General features: G+C 67.4%; 15 protein-coding genes and 1 pseudogene. 3 read left to right on the forward strand and 13 right to left on the reverse strand.

Annotated features, from left to right (window positions below):
- Positions 1-2: 2 nt before the first annotated feature.
- The 3 genes from ACZ1HC_RS11530 to ACZ1HC_RS11540 are packed head-to-tail and all read right to left on the reverse strand — an operon-like array spanning position 3 to position 3,130.
- On the reverse strand, positions 3-1,163 hold the full coding sequence (locus ACZ1HC_RS11530) for an acyl-CoA dehydrogenase family protein (RefSeq protein ID WP_472700101.1): 1,161 nt from the start codon (positions 1,161-1,163) through the stop codon (positions 3-5).
- Between the two features lie 9 nt (positions 1,164-1,172).
- Positions 1,173-1,952 (reverse strand): enoyl-CoA hydratase/isomerase family protein, encoded by a 780-nt coding sequence (locus ACZ1HC_RS11535; RefSeq protein WP_472700102.1) that lies wholly within the window; start codon positions 1,950-1,952, stop codon positions 1,173-1,175.
- Entirely contained in the window at positions 1,949-3,130 is a 1,182-nt protein-coding gene (locus tag ACZ1HC_RS11540; protein ID WP_472700103.1) for an acyl-CoA dehydrogenase family protein, read from the reverse strand. Before ACZ1HC_RS11540 ends, ACZ1HC_RS11535 begins: the two co-directional genes overlap by 4 nt.
- Before the next feature lie 130 nt (positions 3,131-3,260).
- Here ACZ1HC_RS11540 and ACZ1HC_RS11545 point away from each other — a divergent pair.
- A pseudogene (locus tag ACZ1HC_RS11545) lies at positions 3,261-5,260 on the forward strand (oxidoreductase).
- Between the two features lie 24 nt (positions 5,261-5,284).
- Here ACZ1HC_RS11545 and ACZ1HC_RS11550 read toward each other — a convergent pair.
- The 4 genes from ACZ1HC_RS11550 to ACZ1HC_RS11565 form a co-directional block, all read right to left on the reverse strand.
- Entirely contained in the window at positions 5,285-5,737 is a 453-nt protein-coding gene (locus tag ACZ1HC_RS11550) for a PaaI family thioesterase (protein ID WP_472700104.1), read from the reverse strand.
- Positions 5,738-5,769: 32 nt separating this feature from the next.
- The gene (locus tag ACZ1HC_RS11555) at positions 5,770-6,627 is read right to left on the reverse strand and encodes an SDR family oxidoreductase (RefSeq protein ID WP_472700105.1); all 858 of its coding nucleotides are present in this window, start codon (positions 6,625-6,627) and stop codon (positions 5,770-5,772) included.
- Positions 6,624-8,561, reverse strand: a complete 1,938-nt coding sequence (locus ACZ1HC_RS11560) for an AMP-binding protein (RefSeq protein WP_472700106.1) — start codon at positions 8,559-8,561, stop codon at positions 6,624-6,626. Before ACZ1HC_RS11560 ends, ACZ1HC_RS11555 begins: the two co-directional genes overlap by 4 nt.
- 83 nt (positions 8,562-8,644) lie before the next feature.
- The gene (locus ACZ1HC_RS11565) at positions 8,645-9,406 is read right to left on the reverse strand and encodes a glucose 1-dehydrogenase (RefSeq protein ID WP_472700107.1); all 762 of its coding nucleotides are present in this window, start codon (positions 9,404-9,406) and stop codon (positions 8,645-8,647) included.
- A 151-nt stretch (positions 9,407-9,557) separates the two neighbouring features.
- Between ACZ1HC_RS11565 and ACZ1HC_RS11570 the strand changes: the two genes are divergently transcribed.
- Positions 9,558-10,862: a TetR/AcrR family transcriptional regulator gene (locus ACZ1HC_RS11570; RefSeq protein ID WP_472700108.1), complete on the forward strand. Its 1,305-nt coding sequence runs from the start codon at positions 9,558-9,560 to the stop codon at positions 10,860-10,862.
- Positions 10,863-10,872: 10 nt separating this feature from the next.
- On the opposite strand, the gene ACZ1HC_RS11575 is transcribed toward ACZ1HC_RS11570, so the two are convergent.
- Genes ACZ1HC_RS11575 through ACZ1HC_RS11600 form a run of 6 tightly spaced genes read right to left on the reverse strand, consistent with a single transcriptional unit; the run spans position 10,873 to position 15,844 of the window.
- The gene (locus tag ACZ1HC_RS11575) at positions 10,873-11,274 is read right to left on the reverse strand and encodes a PaaI family thioesterase (protein WP_472700109.1); all 402 of its coding nucleotides are present in this window, start codon (positions 11,272-11,274) and stop codon (positions 10,873-10,875) included.
- Positions 11,271-11,756: a PaaI family thioesterase gene (locus ACZ1HC_RS11580; RefSeq protein WP_472700110.1), complete on the reverse strand. Its 486-nt coding sequence runs from the start codon at positions 11,754-11,756 to the stop codon at positions 11,271-11,273. The genes ACZ1HC_RS11575 and ACZ1HC_RS11580 overlap by 4 nt, the downstream gene beginning before the upstream one ends.
- A 10-nt stretch (positions 11,757-11,766) precedes the next feature.
- A complete protein-coding gene (locus ACZ1HC_RS11585) occupies positions 11,767-12,570 on the reverse strand; it encodes an enoyl-CoA hydratase-related protein (RefSeq protein ID WP_472700111.1) in 804 nt (267 codons plus the stop codon).
- Positions 12,563-13,405 (reverse strand): SDR family NAD(P)-dependent oxidoreductase, encoded by an 843-nt coding sequence (locus ACZ1HC_RS11590; protein WP_472700112.1) that lies wholly within the window; start codon positions 13,403-13,405, stop codon positions 12,563-12,565. The genes ACZ1HC_RS11585 and ACZ1HC_RS11590 overlap by 8 nt, the downstream gene beginning before the upstream one ends.
- Positions 13,406-13,415: 10 nt before the next feature.
- A complete protein-coding gene (locus ACZ1HC_RS11595; RefSeq protein WP_472700113.1) occupies positions 13,416-14,615 on the reverse strand; it encodes an acyl-CoA dehydrogenase family protein in 1,200 nt (399 codons plus the stop codon).
- A gap of 14 nt (positions 14,616-14,629) precedes the next feature.
- On the reverse strand, positions 14,630-15,844 hold the full coding sequence (locus ACZ1HC_RS11600) for an acyl-CoA dehydrogenase family protein (RefSeq protein ID WP_472700114.1): 1,215 nt from the start codon (positions 15,842-15,844) through the stop codon (positions 14,630-14,632).
- Positions 15,845-16,016: 172 nt separating this feature from the next.
- On the opposite strand from ACZ1HC_RS11600, the gene ACZ1HC_RS11605 reads away from it, so the two are divergent.
- Complete coding sequence (locus tag ACZ1HC_RS11605) at positions 16,017-16,802, forward strand: enoyl-CoA hydratase/isomerase family protein (RefSeq protein WP_472700115.1); 786 nt, start codon at positions 16,017-16,019, stop codon at positions 16,800-16,802.
- The last annotated feature ends 17 nt before the right edge of the window (positions 16,803-16,819 follow it).

Here is a 16,819-nt window from a genome sequence, read left to right on the forward strand (position 1 = left end):
GGTCAGTAGGACCGCGGCAGACCCATGACCTTTTCCCCGATGAAGCTGAGGCACAGCTCGCGGTTCACGGGGGCGGTGCGCAGCAGGCGCACCAGCGGATACATCTCGTAAAGCCCGGTATCCTCGGTGAAGCCGGAACCGCCATGCGCCTGAAGCGCCGCGTCGACGGCCTCGATGCCGGCCTCGGCGGCGGCGTACTTGGCCATGTTCGACGACGCGCCCGCGGGCAGCTTGCTGTCGAATTCCCAGGCCGCGCGCCGCGTCATCAGGCTGGCCATCTCGACCGCCGTGAAGGCCTTGGCCATCGGGTGCTGGACGCCCTGATGCGCGCCGATCGGCTGGCCGAAGACGTTGCGTTCCGAGGCGTAGGCGACGGCCTTGTTCAGGGCGAAGCGGCCGATGCCGCAGCACAGCGCCGCCAGGATGATGCGTTCGGGATTGAGGCTGTCGAACAGGATCGAGAAGCCCTCGTCCACCTGGCCCACGACATCCTCGGGGCCCAGGTCCACGTCGTCGAAGAACAGCGTCCACTGTTCCTCGGGCAGCGGGATCGAGATCTTCACGCGCTGCTTCTCGACGCCCTTCTTCCTCAGATCCACCGCGAACAGGGTGAAGCCGTCGGTCTTGCGCAGGACCTCGGTATGGGGCTTGGTGCGCGCCACCACCAGACAGTAATCGGCCACCTCGGCGCCGGTGATGAAGGTCTTTTCGCCCGACAGGCTGAAGCGGTTGCCCCGGGGCCGGGCCAGGGTGGTGGCCTTCATGGTGTTCGACCCCGCGCCCGGTTCGGTGATCGCGAAGCAGAACTGGATCTCGCCCCGGCAGGCCGCCGGCAGCAGTTCCTTCTTGTGGAACTCGGTGCCGTGGCTGGCGATGTGGGCCAGCGACATGGTCGGCCCGACCACCATCATCAGCAGCGGAACGCCGTGATTGGCGGTGCCTTCCATGAACAGCGCCATCTCGGTCATGCCAAGGCCGGCGCCGCCGTACTCCTCGGGGACCATGATGCCCAGGAAGCCGTCATCGGCGATCTGGCGGAACATCTCGTGCGGAAACTCGTGCCGGCGCGCGTGCGCCAGCCAGTAATTGTTGTCGAATTTCTGCGCCAGCTGGCCGCCGTATTCATAGATCTGGCGTTGCTCGTCGTTCAGCGTGAAGTCCATCGTCCGTCCTCAAGACTTGAATGCGGGGGCGCGACGGTTCTCGAAGGCGTCCAGCCCCTCGGCCACGTCGTCGCTGGGCAGGGCGCGCACCGCCGCGTCCCGTTCAAGCCGCATCTGCTGGTCGATGCCCAGATCGGCGCCCTCGCGCGCCAGCCGCTTCATCTCGGCGATGCCGGTGCGCGACCGGGTGGCGATCTTCTGGCAATAGTCCAGCGCCGCCTTGTGCAGATCCGCATCGGGCACGACATAGTTCACCAGCCCCGCCTCGCGGGCCTCGTCCGCCTTCAGCCAGCGGGCCGAGAACATCAGATCCAGCGCCCGCCGCATCCCCATGAGCCGCGTCAGCCGCTGCGACCCGCCCCAGCCGGGGATCAGGCCGAACTGCGCGTGCTGGTCGCCGAACTGTGCGGTTTCCGCAGCGAAGCACACGTCGCAGGCCAGCATCAGTTCGATCCCGCCGGCCAGACACAGCCCCTGCACCGCCACGACGACCGGGAGGGAGGAGGTTTCGAGCGCGCGCAGGTTCTTCATGCCGAAGGCGATGAAGTGGTCCAGCGCGGCGGGATCGTTCAATTTGCCCTTCACTTCAGACAGGTCGGCGCCGGTGCAGAAATGCTTGCCCTGCGCGCGGATGAGGATCGCCCGGATCTCGGGCTTCGCCTCGAACTCCGCCCGCGCGGCTGAGATCCGCTCGTGCACCTGAAGGGAAAGGCAATTGAACTTCTCGGGGCGCGCCAGCTCGATGATGCCGGTGCTGCCCTCGGTGGTGGTAATGACGGGATCGCTCATTTCGTGGCTCCCCGGACGCGCTTGTCGTATTGCAGCGCGACGCGGCCGACCTTCTCGCGGGCGATGACAAGCTTCTGGATCTGGGCGGTGCCGTCGCCGATCTGCAGGCCCAGCACGTCGTTGTAGCGCTGATGGTGGGGAAGGTCGGTGGTATAGCCGTAATGGCCGTGCAGGATCAGGCATTGGTGGATGATCTCGCAGGCGGTCTTGGGCAGATACCACTTGCACATCGCCGCCTCGGCGGTGTGGGGCAGGCCGCGGTCGCGCAGATCCAGCGTGTAATAGCACAGCTGGCGCATCATGGTCAGCTGCGTCTCGGCCTCGGCCAGGGGGAAGCTGACGCCCTGGTACTGGACGATCGGGGCGCCGAAGGCCTCGCGCTCCTGCACGTATTTCCAGGTCTCGTCCACCGAGGCCTGCGCCGCGCCCAGACATTCCAGCCCGATCAGCGCGCGGGAATAGTCGAAGCCCGCCATGATCGTGCCGAAGGCGCGGTCCTGTTCGGCCATGATGTTCTCGGCCGGCACGAACACGTCGTCGAAGAACACCGAGCCGCGGCCCACGGGCTTGGTGCCGATGTCGTCGAAATGGGTGCGGCTGATGCCCGGCTGGTTCAGATCGACGAAGAAGGCGCTGACCCCGCGCGATCCGCCGGCGGGATCGCCGGTGCGCGCGAAGACCACCGCCGCGTCCGCTTGGGCGGCGAAGCTCATCGAGGTCTTTTCGCCGTTCAGCCGCCAGCCGTTGCCCGACTTCTCGGCCTTCAGGATCAGGTTCGCCGCGTCCGATCCGCCCCGCGGCTCGGTCAGGCCCAGGCCGATCACCGCGTCGCCGGACACCACCCGGGGCACCCATTCCGAGGCGATGTCGCGCGAGGCGTGCTTGGCCACCATGCCCCCCATCAGGGACCCCAGAAGCTGCACGTAGCTGGCGTTGAAATCGGCATAGGCGATTTCCTCGACGACAAGCCCCGCGGTGACAGAGCTTTCGCCAAGCCCGCCGAACTCCTCGGGCAGGTCGGGCGCGATCAGGCCCAGCGCGCCCATCTCGGAGATGAGGGCGCGGTCGAAGGTATGGCCGCTTGCCCGCTGCTGATAGCTGGGCGCCAGTTTTTCCGTGGCGAAGCGCCTGGCGGTATCGCGAAACGCCTTCTGATCCTCTGTCGGCTGGAATTGCATCGGAACGCCTCTCCCTGTCCCCAAATAGGCCCTTTCCAAAAATCTAACAAATGTTAGAATGACGATCAAGGGGAGTTTTCGGAGGAGGAGAGGGGTCGTGCAGACCACGCAGAAGAACAGCTTCGGGACCATGCTTTCGCCCATCCGCGCCGGGCAGCACAGGCTTCGCAACCGCGTCATCATGGGGTCGATGCACACCCGTCTGGAAACCGAACCCGACGGCATCGCCAAGCAGGTCGCCTTCTACGCCGAACGCGCCCGCGGCGAGGCGGCGGTCCTGGTGACGGGGGGATTCTCTCCCAATGCGGAAGGGATCTTCGACCCCGAGGGCCCGCGGCTGGACGATCCCGAAGCCGCCATGCACCTGCGCCCGATCTGCGAGGCCGTGCAGGCCGAAGGCAGCCTGATCTGCGCCCAGCTTCTTCACGCCGGCCGCTATGCGAAGATCCAGGACTGCGTGGCCCCGTCGCCGATTCGCTCTCCGATCAACCGCCACACCCCGCGCGAGATGACCGAGGCCGACATCCGCCGCACCATCGCCGACTTCGCCTCGGCCGCGGCCAACGCCCAGGCCGCAGGGTTCGACGGCGTCGAGATCATGGGGTCGGAAGGCTATCTCATCAACGAATTCACCGTCACCCACACGAACAGGCGCAGCGACGACTGGGGCGGCAGCGCCGAGAACCGGCACCGCTTCCCGGTCGAGATCGTGCGCGCCGTCCGCGACCGCTGCGGGCCCGATTTCCTCATCATCTATCGGATCTCGGCCGCCGATCTGGTCGAGGGGGCGCGCCCGCCGACGAGATCGCGGCCCTTGCCCGGCGGGTCGAGGCCGCGGGGGCTGACATCCTGAACACCGGCATCGGCTGGCACGAGGCGCGGGTGCCCACCATCGCCTATCACGTGCCGCGGGGCGCCTGGCGCAAGGCCGCGGCCAACGTCAAGCGGGCGGTGTCGATCCCCGTGGTGGCCTCGAACCGGATCAACACCCCGGCCCTGGCCGAGGAGATCCTCGCCTCGGGGGATGCCGACATGGTGTCGATGGCGCGGCCCTTCCTGGCCGATCCGCATTTTGTCCGGAAAGCGCGCGAGGGCCGCGCGGACGAGATCAACACCTGCATCGCCTGCAACCAGGCCTGCCTGGACTTCATCTTTTCCGATCGCCCGGTCAGCTGCCTGGTCAACCCCCGCGCCGGCCGCGAGACCGAGTTCCGCGACACGCCGGCCCAGACCCCGCTGAAGCTGGCGGTCGTGGGCGGCGGCGCCGCCGGCATGGCCGCCGCCGCCGAGGCTGCCCGGCTGGGCCACCACGTCACGCTGTTCGAGGCGCAGGACAGGCTGGGCGGGCAGATCAACCTGGCGCGCGCGGCGCCGGGCAAGGACGAGTTCGACGAGACCCTGCGCTATTATTCGGGGCAGTTGCAGAAGCACGGCGTCACGCTGCGCCTGGGGCAGGGGGCCCGCGCGGATGATCTGCAGGGCTACGATCACGTCGTCATCGCCACGGGGGTGGTGCCGCGCATCCCCGATCTGCCCGGCATCGACCATCCCAGCGTCGCGACCTATGCGGAAATCCTGTCCGGCGCGCGCCTTGCGGGCGAGACGGTCGCGGTGATGGGGGCGGGCGGCATCGGCCATGACGTGGCCGAGTTCCTAGTGACCCACCCGGCCGAGCTTCAGGCGGGAAACAGCTTCTGCGCCAGCTGGGGCGTCGATCCCGACTTCGCGGCGCCGGGTGCCTTAACCGGGGATCCGCTGGCGCCGCTGCCCGCCCGGCGCAAGGTGGTGATGCTGCAGCGCAAGGCCTCCAAGCCCGGCAGCGGCCTTGGCGTCTCGACCGGCTGGATCCTGCGCAACGCGCTGCGCAAGCACGGTGTCGATACCCTGGGGGGCGTCGTTTACGACCGCATCGACGACGCCGGGCTGCATATCCTTCTGGACGGCGAGCCCAGGGTGATCGCGGCGGACACGATCGTGCTGTGCACGGGGCAGGAATCCGAACGCTCGCTGGCCGACGAACTTTCGGCGCGCGGCGTGCCCGTGACGCTGATCGGCGGCGCCCACGAGGCCGCGGAACTGGATGCGCGTCGCGCCATCGACGACGGGGTGCGGCTGGCGCAGGCCCTGTAGCCCGCGAAAGGGGCGGGCGGGCCGCTAGCCCGCCACTCCCGTCCGCCCGACCAGCGCCATCAGCGTCCCGGTCATCGTCGCCACCAGCCTTTCGGTCCCGTCCTTCAGCGCGAAGGCCCGCCCTTCGCTGATGGTCAGGGTCCTGCCCGGCTTGATCACGTCCGCGACGAAGCGGAACCGCTCGCCATCCGCGGGGTTCAGCAGGTTGATCTTGAACTCGACGGTCAGGACCGCCGCGTCGGCCGGCATCAGCGAAAAGGCCGCATAGCCGCAGGCGCTGTCCAGCGCGGTCGAGACGATGCCCGCGTGCAGGAAACCGTGCTGCTGCGTCAGATCCGGGTCATGGGCCATTTCCAGGACGACATGGCCCGGCGACAGGTCGGCGATGCTGATGCCCAGCCGGTGCATGACCTTCTGGCGGTTGAAGCTGTCGCGCACGCGCGCGTCGAAATCGGGGTTCTTCGGCTGGAACGGCATGATCCGGTTCTACTCCTTGCAGTTTTCCACGATCATGCGGGACGGAAGGCATCCCGGTGTTCGGCAATGAAATCGCGGAACCGGCGCGGCGGGCGGCCCAGCAGGTCGCTGACCGTTGTCTCGATCCCCGCCAGCCAGCCCTTGGGCGCGATCGACGCCAGTTCCACCATGGCCGCGGCGACCTCCTCCTGCATCCCGCCGGCCATCATCGCCGCCTTCGATTTTTCGGGCGACAGGGGCGCGCAGGTGACGGCGCGCCCGGTCGCCTCGGACAGCAGGGCGGCGATGTCCTGGCCGGTCAGGGCTTCGGGGCCGGTCAGCCCATAGGCCTTGCCCTCATGGCCCTGGCCCGTCAGCGCCTCGGCCGCGACATCGGCGATGTCGCGCGCGTCGATCCAGGCGACGGGGCCGCCCATATCGTCGTGATAGACGCCTTCGCTGGCGATCGTCCCGGCCTGCCACAGCAGGTTCTGCATGAAATAGGTGGGCTGGACGAAGGTCCAGGCGAGGCCGCTTTCCTTCAGCAGTTCCTGGGTTTCTGAATGCCAACGGCCGAAGGTCAGCCCGGCCTTGGGCGAAGCGCCCAGCCCGGTGGCCAGAACCACGTGCCGCACCCCGGCGGCCTTCGCGGCTTGGATCGCATTGGCCTTCCAGCGGCGCATCTGGGCATGGGCCGGCGTGACCAGATAGATCCTGTCTGCCCCGGCGCAGGCCTGTTCCAGGGCAGCGGGGTCGGCGAAATCCGCGACCACCGCATCGCAGCCCCGGGCCTTCAGGGCGTCGATCCTGGCCGGGTCGCTGGTGACGGCGCGCACTTCCGCGCCCTTGGCCAGAAGCGCATCGACCAACGGCGAGCCGGTCGTGCCGGTGGCTCCGAAAACGACGATCATGGCAAGTCCTTTCTGAGCGCCGCGATGGGCAGCATGGTGTCAGGATTGCTGACGGACGACAGATCCCCGGGATCCTCGCCCAGGAAGGCCGCGCGCACGATCCGCCGCATCGTCTTCATGCTGCGGGTCTTGGGCAGCGCCTCGACGAAATGGATCTCGCGCGGGCGGAAGGGTTTCGACACCACCTCGCCCACGCGGTCCTTGAGGTGCTCGACCAGGGCGGCATCGGGCGTCACGCCCGGCGCGGCGACGCAGATGCAGACCACCGCGACTCCCTTGAGGCTGTCCGGGGCGGCGATGGCGGCGGCATCGACCACCTGCCCGGTGCCGGTCAGGGCGGCCTCGATCTCGGGCGGGCCGATGCGCTTTCCGGCGATGTTCAGCGTGTCGTCCGACCGGCCCAGGATATACCAGGTCCCGTCCGCGTCGCGGCGCACCCAGTCCCCGTGGCGCCACATGCCGGGGAAGGTGGACCAGTAGGTTTCCAGATAGCGCTGCCGGTCGCCCCAGATCCCCGGGGTCAGGCCCAGGGGCGGCTGGGTGACGACAAGTTCCCCCACCTCGCCCGGCGCGGCTTCCCGGCCATCTTCTCGCAGCACCTTCGCACCCACGCCCAGGGCCTCGGCGGAAAAGCCGCCCGGCTTCAGATCGTGCAGGACGGTCGAGGTCAGGATCGCGCCGAACAGCTCGGTCCCGCCGGAAATGTTCAGCGGCACGGCGCGGTGGCGGCAGACATGCCGAAGGTGCCACAGCCAGGCGTCATCGGTCCAGGGTTCCCCGGTCGAGGCGACGATGCGCAGCCGCGACAGGTCAAGATCGGACAGCGGCGCCGGATCCTGCGCCATGAACTGCCGCACCAGGGTCGGCGCGATGCCCAGATGGGTGACCTCCATCCGGGCGGCGATCCGCAGAAGCCTGAAGGGATCGCCGGGCATCGAGGGCGCGCCCTCGGCCAGAACCAGCGTCGCGCCGGACAGCAGCACCGAGAGGATGGTCAGCGGCCCCATCACCCAGCCCATGTCGGTCATCCACAGGTGGCGATCCTCTCGCTTCATGTCGAGGCACAGAAGGAAATCCGCCGTGGCCTTGGCCTGCACGCCAAGATGGGTGTGGACAACACCCTTGGGCCGGCCGGTCGTCCCCGATGTATAGGCGATGAGGAACGGCGCTTCCGCATCGACGGGCTGGGCCGGCCGGCCCGGATCCGCCCGACCGACAGTGGCCTGCCAGTCGAGATCGCGGCCCGGATCGGCCACCGCGCCGCCGAAGCGGCGCAGGCTGAAGACGGTATGGACCGAAGGCACCTCTGTCAGGACCTGGGCCAACGTGGCCTCCATCCACACCGGTCGGCCCCGGCGCGGCGTGGCATCGGCCGTCAGCACCGCCACCGCCCGCGCGTCGCCAAGCCGGCTGGCGATGGCGGGTGGCGCGAAGCCGGAAAACAGCGGCACCGCCACCGCGCCAAGCCGGGCAATGCCCAGAAGCGCCGCCTGGATTTCGGGGATCATCGGCATGTAGATGCCGACCGCCTCGCCGGGTTTCACGCCCCGCGCCGCAAGGGCCGAGGCGACGCGGGCCGCCTCGGCGGCAAGTTCGGCCCAGGTCCAGCTTCGGCGGCTGCCGTCCTCGCCGACCCAGTCGATCGCGGTCTTGCCGCCCAGACCTTCGGCGATCCGGGCGTCCAGGCAGGTCTCGGTCAGGTTCAGGGTTCCGCCGACGCCCCAGCGGATCGACTCGGGGCCGTCCGAGATGTCCCTCAGGCGCGCGGGCGACCGGCTGAAGCGGATGCCGGCGTGGGCCAGGATGCGGCCCCAGAACCAGTCCGGGTCGGCATTGGCGCGGTCGGCAAGATCCTCGTAGCTGGCGGCCCCGCAGTCGCGCAGGAAGGCCGCCAGCGTGCTTGAACGTCGGATATCGGGGTCTGGCTGGAACATCCGTCACCTTTCCTCAGCGCTGGGCAAGCCGCCCGCAAGGCGGCGCGGCGGCAGCGGCCCGTTGCGGCCCCTGCCGCCAAGGGTCAGCCATGCATCGACAACCCGCCCGATACCGAGATGACCTGCCCGGTGATGAAGCCCGCGTCGTCGGACGACAGGAAGCAGATGATGCCCGGATAGTCGCTGGGCTGCGCCAGGCGCTTCATCGGGATCGCCCGCTTGAGGCCCTCGGCGATCTTTTCGCCGGCTTCGCCCTGGGCAACCTCGGCGAACAGCGGCGTATCGGTGGGACCGGGGGCGACCGCGTTCAACTGGACGCCCTTGCGGGCCAGCTCGCGCGCCATGGTCTTGGTGAAGGAAATGATGCCGCCCTTGCAGGCCGAATAGACGGCCTCGCCGGACGAGCCCACGCGCCCGGCATCCGAGGCGATGTTGACCACCCGGCCGCCGCCGTTCTTCACCATTCCCGGAAGCACCGCATGATGCATGTTCAGCGGGCCGTAAAGGTTGATGTCGATGACCTTCTTCCACAGCGCCGCGTCCGTATCCAGGAACGGCTTGATGAGATCCCAGCCGGCGTTGTTCACCAGCACGTTGATCGGGCCCTGCGATTCGAAGGCGGCAACGGCCTCGTCAACCTGGGCGCGGTCGGTGATGTCCACCTTGAAGGCCTGCGCCTTGCCGCCGACCTCGGTGATCAGGCGGACGGTTTCCTGCGCGCCGCTTTCGTTCATGTCGAAGACGGCAACCTCGCTGCCTTCCTCGGCAAAGCGCTGGCATACGGCGCGTCCGATGCCGCTGCCGCCGCCCGTGACGATGACCCGCTTCCCATTCAACCCTCGCATGCCGAGGTCCTCCTCTTGCGCAGACATGTTGGCAAAGAACTTGATTCGACTTGTCCCTCAAGCTATTCTAACAATTGTTAGATTTAATGCAATGGACAGCCTTGTGATCGACACGTATCGACAAAGAATGCGGCAGGACGATGCAGGCAGGATGACCGAGGTTGATCTGAGCAAATCCGAAAGGACGCGCGAAGGCATTCTGTCTGCCGCCGCCCGGCTGTTCCGGCATGAAGGCTACTACGCGACGACGATGCGCGAGATCGCGCAGGAATCGGGGGTCGAGGCCGGCAGCATCTATTACCATTTCCAGTCCAAGGACCAGATCCTGGGCGAGGTTCTGGAACTGGGCGTGCGGCAGCTTTACGAGCAGGTCAGGGAAATCGTCCGCCTGTCCCGCGACAGGCCCGAGGATTTCCGCAAGACCTTCGCGCTGCTGATCGAGACGCATCTGACCTATCTTCTAACCGCCAGCGACTTCACCTCGGCCAATATCCGCAACTATTCGATGCTTTCGGACGAAAACCGCGCGCCGCATCGCGAACTGCGCGCGGCCTATGCCGGGGTCTGGAGCAGTTTCCTGAACGACGCCAAGCGCGCAGGCCACCTGCGAAGCGACATCTCGGTGACGGCGATCCGCCAGTTCATCCTCAGCGCGATGAACTGGACGGTCGAATGGTATGACGTGGACCGCTATCCCGTCCGCGTCCTGGCCGAACGCATGAGCAAGCTGATCCTGGACGGCATGTGCACGAACCGCCGCGCCGATCCGGGCGATCTGACCCTGATCGCCGCCAGTCCGCTCAAGCCCCCGGAAAGCGGCGGCAAGGCCGCCAAGACCCGGGCCGAAATTCTGCGCGCCGCGGCGCGGGTCCTGCGCGACAGGGGTTACAAGGCCACCACGCTGAGACTGATCGCCGAGGAGGCGAACATGAAGGCGGGCAGCGTCTATTACCACTTCAAGTCCAAGGAAGCGATCGTGGACGAGGTTCTGAATGCCGGGCTGAGCGATCTGCTTGCCGGCGTCGGCGCCGCCGTCAAGAAGTTCGACGGGCCCTGCGATCATCACGCCAGGATCGCCAACGCCATCTGGGCGCATCTGGACTTCCTGTTCAAGGCCAGCGAATTCACCTCGGCCAACATCAGAAGCTACGGGATGCTGCCCAACCATTTCCGCGAACGGCATCGCGGCATCCGCCACGAATACGGGCGGCTGTGGGACCGGATCCTGCGCGAGGCGCAGGAGGACGGCGCGATCCGGTCCGACATCAAGATCGTCCCGCTGCGCCAGGTGATGCTGGGGGCCTTGAACTGGACGGTCGAATGGTTCGACCCGAACCGGGCCGGAGAGGAAGGCTATCTCTCGCTGCCCGACTTTTCGGCCATGCTCATCAAGCTTCTGCTGGAAGGCATCTGCAACCGGGAAACCGCGGCCTTCGCGAAACGAAGCGCGGGCTGAACGGGACGCGCTACACCAGAAGGAAGTGATACAGCCCTTCGGCCACGGGTTTGTCCCGGTCGGTCTGCCAGGTGATCACGCTGACGCTGGCGATGCGCTTGCCCTTGCGGGTGACGTTCGCGCGCGAATGCAGCGGGCCCCTGACCGCCGGCCGCAGATAGTCCACGGTCAGGTTGATCGGCTTTGCCGGCACCTCTGCGAAATCGGGGTGGACCGCGATGGCGGCGGTCGCCTCCATGAAGCTTGCGATGATCCCGCCGTGATACAGTTCCAGCACCGGGTTGCCGATATGGCGTTCGTCGAAGGTCATCTCGGCCTCGGCATGAAGGCCGTCGAGGTGCCGGATCTCGAAGTTGAGAAAGCGGAAGAACGGCACCCGCGCCACGTTGGCGTTGACGGTCTGCAGGCTCATGGGCGGTCGTCTCCTTGCGTGGCCGGGTCGAACAGGCCGGTTTCGCCGCGCGTCAGCGCGAACGAGGCGGCGCCGCGGGCGATCTCCTCGTCCTCGTGGCCGTCGAACCAGATGCTGCCGGAATTGAAGGCAATATGGCGCGTCTGCCGATAGCACTGGGCGCGGACGATGACATCGGCGCGGGACTGCGCGGGACGCAGGTAATCGACCCGCAGATCCAGCGTGGCCATCGTGCTGACGCCGTCGATGGTCACGAAGTTCGCCAGGCCGAAAACGCTGTCCAGAAGCGCCGTCAGGATGCCGCCGTGAAGCAGGGTCTGGGCGCTGTCCACGCAGAAATCCGGGTTGAACGGCATCCGGACCAGCACGCCCTCTGTCGAGACTTCCTCGATGCGCAGGGCCATGTGGGTGATGAGCCCCTTTCCCCGGGCGTTCCACAGCTGCGCGATCCGCTCCATCTTCTCTGGGCTGGTCCGGGACATGCGATTTTCCTCAGCGGCCGGTAAAGGTGGGCTTCCGCTTCTCGAGGAAGGCGGCGACGGCTTCGTGGTGGTCCCGGGTCTGATGCATCAGCGCCTGATAGGCCGCGGCGGCGTTCAGGAAGTCCGGCAGGTCCATGCGTTCGGCGTTGCGCATCAGCCGCTTGGCCACGCGGACCGCCCGCGGCGGCTTTGCGGCGATGACCGCCGCGCGTTCTCGGGCGCGGTCCATCAGCCGGTCATGCGGCACCACCTCCAGCACCATGCCCAGTTCCAGCGCCTCGGCCGCATCGACCATGCGGCCCGAAAAGGTCAGCTCGGCCGCCTTCTGATGGCCCAGCCGGCGCAGCAGGAACCAGCTGCCCGCATCGCCGGGAATGATGCCCAGGTTCAGGAACACCTCGCCGAACTTCGCCCGGTCCGAGGCGATGCGCATGTCGCACATCATCGTCAGGTCGCATCCCGCGCCGACCGCAGGGCCGTTGACCGCGGCGATGGTGGGAATGTCCAGGTTGTAGAGCGCCAGGGGCAGGCGCTGCACGCCATCGACATAGGACTGCGCCGCCGCCAGCGGCTCCTTGCGGAACACGCTGTCGGGGTCGTTCATCTCCTTGATGTCGCCGCCGGCGCAGAAGGCCGGGTCGGCGCCGGTCAGGATCATCACGCTGACCTGGGGATCGGCCTGCAGCCTGGCAAGCACGTCAAGAAGCGCGGCGATCATGTCGTTGCCGGTGACCGGGTTGCGTCGCTGGGGATCGTTCAGCGTCACGGTGGCGATGCGGTCCGAGATGTCCAGAAGGACCGGTTGTTCAGGCATTCCGTCCGTCTCCGCGCTGGCGTTTCTCGAACATTTCGGGGTTGATCATGTCGCGCGCGTCATGGCCCATGTGCAGCGTCTCGCCGCCGTCCACATAGATATCCTCGCCGGTGATGAAGCCGCCCAGCTTCGAGGCCAGGAAGATGATCGTGCCGGCGACGTCCTCGGCCGCGCCCATCCGGTTCAGGACCGAACGGTTCAGCCGTTTCCACTGCTCGGGCGGGATGGGATAGCGGCCCAGCGCCTCGGTCTTGATGGTGCCGGGCGCCACGCAGTTCAGCCGGATGCCGTATTCGCCCCATTCGGCGGCCAGCGTTTTCATCATGCCTGTCACGCCCGCGCGGGCGGCGACGGTATGGGCAAAGCCGGTCAGCGCCGAGCGGGCGGAAATCGCCGTGACGAAGACAATGGAGCCGCCGTTCGCATACATGAAGTGTTCGGCCGCCGCCCGCGTCATCTGCCACGACCCGATCAGGTTGTTGCGGATCACCGCCTCGAAGCCCTTGTTGGTGATGTCGCGCGCCGCGGCGATGTACTGGCCGCCCGCATTGTTCACCAGCACGTCAAGCTGGCCGTAATAGTCCTTGATGCGCGCCATGGCGGCGTCGATGCTGGCCTCGTCGCGGGTGTCGCCCGGCACCACGAAGGCCTCGCCTCCGGCCGCGCGGATCATCTGGGCGGTTTCCTGCAAGGGTTCCTCGCGGCGCGCGAACAGCGCCAGCTTCGCCCCGCAGGACGCCATTTCCAGCGCGGTAGCCCGGCCCATGCCCGACCCCGACCCGGTGACAAGGGCGACCTGGCCGGCCATCAGATCGGCTGCGTAACGCTGTGACATGGCGGACCCCCTAGTTCCTCAGCAACTCGCCCGAGATGATGAGCTTGCGGACCTCCTGGGTGCCCGCGCCGACCTCCAGCACCCGGCCGGTGCGATAGAGGCGGTTCACCTCGGTGTCGCGCATGTAGCCCGAGCCGCCGTGGATCTGCACGGCCCGGTCCAGCACGAAGGATGTCGCGGCCGCCGCCTTGAAGATCGCCGCCGCCGTCAGCTTGTGGATCTCGCCGCGCCCGCCCGCGCCTTCCTCGAGCCCCTCGCACATGGCCGCGGTCCTCAGCGACAGGCTGCGCGCGGCCTCGATCTGGGTGTACATCTCGGCCAGCATGGCCTGCACCATCTGGAAGCTGGCGATCGGCTTGCCGAACTGCTGGCGCGTCTTCGCATAGTCGATCGAGATGTCCAGCGCCCGCTGCGCGATGCCCAGCGCGTTGAAGCAGACGATCGCCCGTTCCAGATCCAGCCCCGACATGGTCACCGCCACGCCGCCGTCCAGCCGGCCCACCATGTTGCGCGCCGGCACCCGGCAGTCCTCGAAGACCAGCTCGCCCGTGGGCGATCCGCGGAAGCCCATCTTGTTCAGCTTCTGCGCCACCTTGAAGCCGGGCGTGTCGGTTTCCACGATGAAGGCCGAGATCCCCTTGGCGCCCTTTTCCGGCGAGGTCTTGGCATAGACCAGCACCAGATCCGCGATCGGCCCGTTGGTGATGTAGATCTTGGCGCCGTTCAGGATGTAGTCGTCGCCGTCGCGTCGCGCCGTGGTCCGCATAGAGCCCAGCGCGTCAGACCCCGCGCCCGGTTCGGTCAGCCCCAGCGCCCCGATCAGCGTGCCGTTGCACAGGCCCGGCAAGTATTTGCGGCGCAGTTCCTCGTTGGCGTTGCGGTAGATGTTGTTGACGCAAAGGTTGTCGTGGGCCACCTGGCTCAGCCCGATGGCCGCCGAGGCGCGCGACATCTGCTCGGTGATGATGCAGGCCGAGGTGAAGTCCAGCCCCGCCCCTCCGTATTCCGCCGGCACGTTCAGGCCCAGATAGCCCATCTCGCCCAGCCGGGGAAAGACCCAGGACGGCAGGTCGTCGGTGTCGTCCATCTCGGCGTTCAGGGGATGGAACTCGGACATGAAGAACCGGCCGGCCTGATCGGCCAGCGCCTGCTGTTCGTCGGTCATGAAGTGGGTGGGCAGGTCGGGGATGTTGCGCAATGTCTGGTTCATGGTCGCGTCCTCCCTCAGGCGCGCAGCAGTTCTTCGGCGATGATGATCTTGCGGACCTCGCTGGTGCCCGCGCCGATCTCCAGAAGCTTGTTGGCGCGGAACAGCCGGTTGATCTCGGTGTCCTGCATGTAGCCCGATCCGCCGTGGATGTGGCAGGATTCGGTGACGGCCTTGTTGAAGGCCTCGGCGGCGTAAAGGCAGGCCGCGGCGGTCAGTCGGTGGATCTCGCCGCGTCCCCCGGCGCCCTTGGGCAGCCCGACGCAGGCCGCCAGGGCGCGATAGCTGAAGGCCCGCGCCGTCTCGACCTCGACATAGATTTCGGCCAGCTTCGACTGCACCATCTGAAAGCTGGAGATCGGCTTGCCGAACTGTTCGCGGATCCGGGCATAGTCCAGCGCCAGATCCAGCGCACGTTCAGCCATGCCCACGCAGACCGAGGCCACCATCGCCCGTTCCAGATCCAGCCCGCTCATCACCACCGAGACGCCGCTGTTCTCGGCCCCGATCATGGCCGAGGCGGGCACGCGGCAGTCCTCGAACACCAGTTCGCCCGTGGGCGATCCGCGAAAGCCCATCTTGTCCAGCTTCTGCGCGACCTTGAAGCCGGGATTGTCGGCCTCGACGATGAAGGCGGAAATGCCCTTGGCGCCCCTGGTCTTGTCGGTCTTGGCGTAAAGCAGGATCACGTCGGCGATGGGGCCGTTGGTGATGTAGATCTTCGAGCCGTTGATGACATAGTCGTTGCCGTCGGGCCGCGCGGTGGTGGCCATCGAGCCCAGCGCGTCCGACCCCGCGCCCGGTTCAGTCAGCCCCAGCGCCCCCACCAGATCGCCCGAGCAGAGGCCCGGCACGTACCGGCGCGCCTGCTCCTCGGAGCCGTTGCGCAGGATGTTGTTCAGGCACAGGTTGTCATGGGCGCCATGCGACAGCCCGACGGCCGGGTTCCACTTCGAGATCACCTCGGACACCAGCGCCTGCGTGAACTCGTTCTGGCCGGATCCACCCAGTTCCTCGGGGGCGGTGATGCCCAGAAGGCCCAGCTCGCCCATCTGCCTGAACAGATCCTCGGGCCACCAGTCTTCGGCGTCCATGCGCGCCTGCAGCGGATGCAGCACCTCGCGCGAGACGCGTTCGACATGATCGACGATCTGGCGCTGCTCGTCCGTCAGGGAGTAATTCGCCCTGATGGCCTGAAGGGCCGCGGCATCAACCCCGTTGTCAGCGGTCATCACTGTCTCCTCCCCAACAGCATTCGTTTTCCCCGGCAACATCGCGAAACCGCCGCCACGGGGGCCATTGACCAAAATCAAACATATGTTAGAAAATATTTCAAGCCACGCTTTTCGCGACCTTGCGTCGCCGCCGTGGCTCAGGGGGAAACTAGGGGAGAGGAGCCGGAAGATGACAGGGGATGTCGTCCGTTCGCAGGCCGCGGGCCATCAGCGTCGCATCACCATCTGCCGCCCCGAGCGGCGCAATGCCCTGAACCGCGACGTGGCGACGGGGCTGATCGACGCCATCCGCGCCGCCGAAGCCGATCCCGACTGCCGGGTGATCGTCCTGACGGGCGAGGGGGATCGCGCCTTCTGCGCCGGCGGCGACATCAAGGCCGGCCCCGAAGGCGGCCCCTTCGTCCAGGACCCCGCCGAGCCGGACCATTTCGCCGCCCGGCTGTTCGAGGCGATCCACGCCTGCCGCAAGCCCACCATCGCGCGCGTCAACGGCGTGGCGATGGGCGCCGGCGCCGGGATCGTCTGCGCCTGCGACCTGGCGGTGATGGCGGATCACGCCCGCATCGGCACGCCCGAGGTGATGATCGGCCTGTTCCCCCTGACCATCGTGCCGCCGATGATGCGCGTGCTGCCCCGGCGCCGGTTGATGGAGATGTTCATCACCGGAGAGCCGCTGACGGCCGAGGAGGCGCTGCGCTATGATCTGGTGAACTACGTGACCGCCGCCGACGGCCTGGATGCCAAGGTCGAGGATCTGGCGGCGCGGATCGCGGCGCAGTCGCCGACGGCGATCAGGCTGGGGAAATACGCCTGCCACGCGATGGAGGACATGACCTATTCGCAGCAGATGCGCCTTGCCGAGACGCTGCTGCCCCGGCTCGCCCAGACGCAGGACGCGATCGAGGGGTTCGCCGCATTCATCGCCAAACGCCCGCCCGAGTGGACGGGACGCTAGCACAGCGCGAAGGAGAG

It is taken from the genome of Paracoccus sp. BR5-17, assembly GCF_055693925.1.

Bases quoted from the DNA above. Each gene is read 5' to 3' on its own strand.
- ACZ1HC_RS11560 (WP_472700106.1), bottom strand. From the start codon at position 8,561: ATGTTCCAGCCAGACCCCGATATCCGACGTTCAAGCACGCTGGCGGCC.
- ACZ1HC_RS11590 (WP_472700112.1), bottom strand. From the start codon at position 13,405: ATGTCACAGCGTTACGCAGCCGATCTGATGGCCGGCCAGGTCGCCCTT.
- ACZ1HC_RS11570 (WP_472700108.1), top strand. From the start codon at position 9,558: ATGACCGAGGTTGATCTGAGCAAATCCGAAAGGACGCGCGAAGGCATT.
- ACZ1HC_RS11565 (WP_472700107.1), bottom strand. From the start codon at position 9,406: ATGCGAGGGTTGAATGGGAAGCGGGTCATCGTCACGGGCGGCGGCAGC.
- ACZ1HC_RS11585 (WP_472700111.1), bottom strand. From the start codon at position 12,570: ATGCCTGAACAACCGGTCCTTCTGGACATCTCGGACCGCATCGCCACC.
- ACZ1HC_RS11530 (WP_472700101.1), bottom strand. From the start codon at position 1,163: ATGGACTTCACGCTGAACGACGAGCAACGCCAGATCTATGAATACGGC.
- ACZ1HC_RS11540 (WP_472700103.1), bottom strand. From the start codon at position 3,130: ATGCAATTCCAGCCGACAGAGGATCAGAAGGCGTTTCGCGATACCGCC.
- ACZ1HC_RS11550 (WP_472700104.1), bottom strand. From the start codon at position 5,737: ATGCCGTTCCAGCCGAAGAACCCCGATTTCGACGCGCGCGTGCGCGAC.
- ACZ1HC_RS11605 (WP_472700115.1), top strand. From the start codon at position 16,017: ATGACAGGGGATGTCGTCCGTTCGCAGGCCGCGGGCCATCAGCGTCGC.
- ACZ1HC_RS11535 (WP_472700102.1), bottom strand. From the start codon at position 1,952: ATGAGCGATCCCGTCATTACCACCACCGAGGGCAGCACCGGCATCATC.
- ACZ1HC_RS11595 (WP_472700113.1), bottom strand. From the start codon at position 14,615: ATGAACCAGACATTGCGCAACATCCCCGACCTGCCCACCCACTTCATG.
- ACZ1HC_RS11600 (WP_472700114.1), bottom strand. From the start codon at position 15,844: ATGACCGCTGACAACGGGGTTGATGCCGCGGCCCTTCAGGCCATCAGG.
- ACZ1HC_RS11580 (WP_472700110.1), bottom strand. From the start codon at position 11,756: ATGTCCCGGACCAGCCCAGAGAAGATGGAGCGGATCGCGCAGCTGTGG.
- ACZ1HC_RS11575 (WP_472700109.1), bottom strand. From the start codon at position 11,274: ATGAGCCTGCAGACCGTCAACGCCAACGTGGCGCGGGTGCCGTTCTTC.
- ACZ1HC_RS11555 (WP_472700105.1), bottom strand. From the start codon at position 6,627: ATGATCGTCGTTTTCGGAGCCACCGGCACGACCGGCTCGCCGTTGGTC.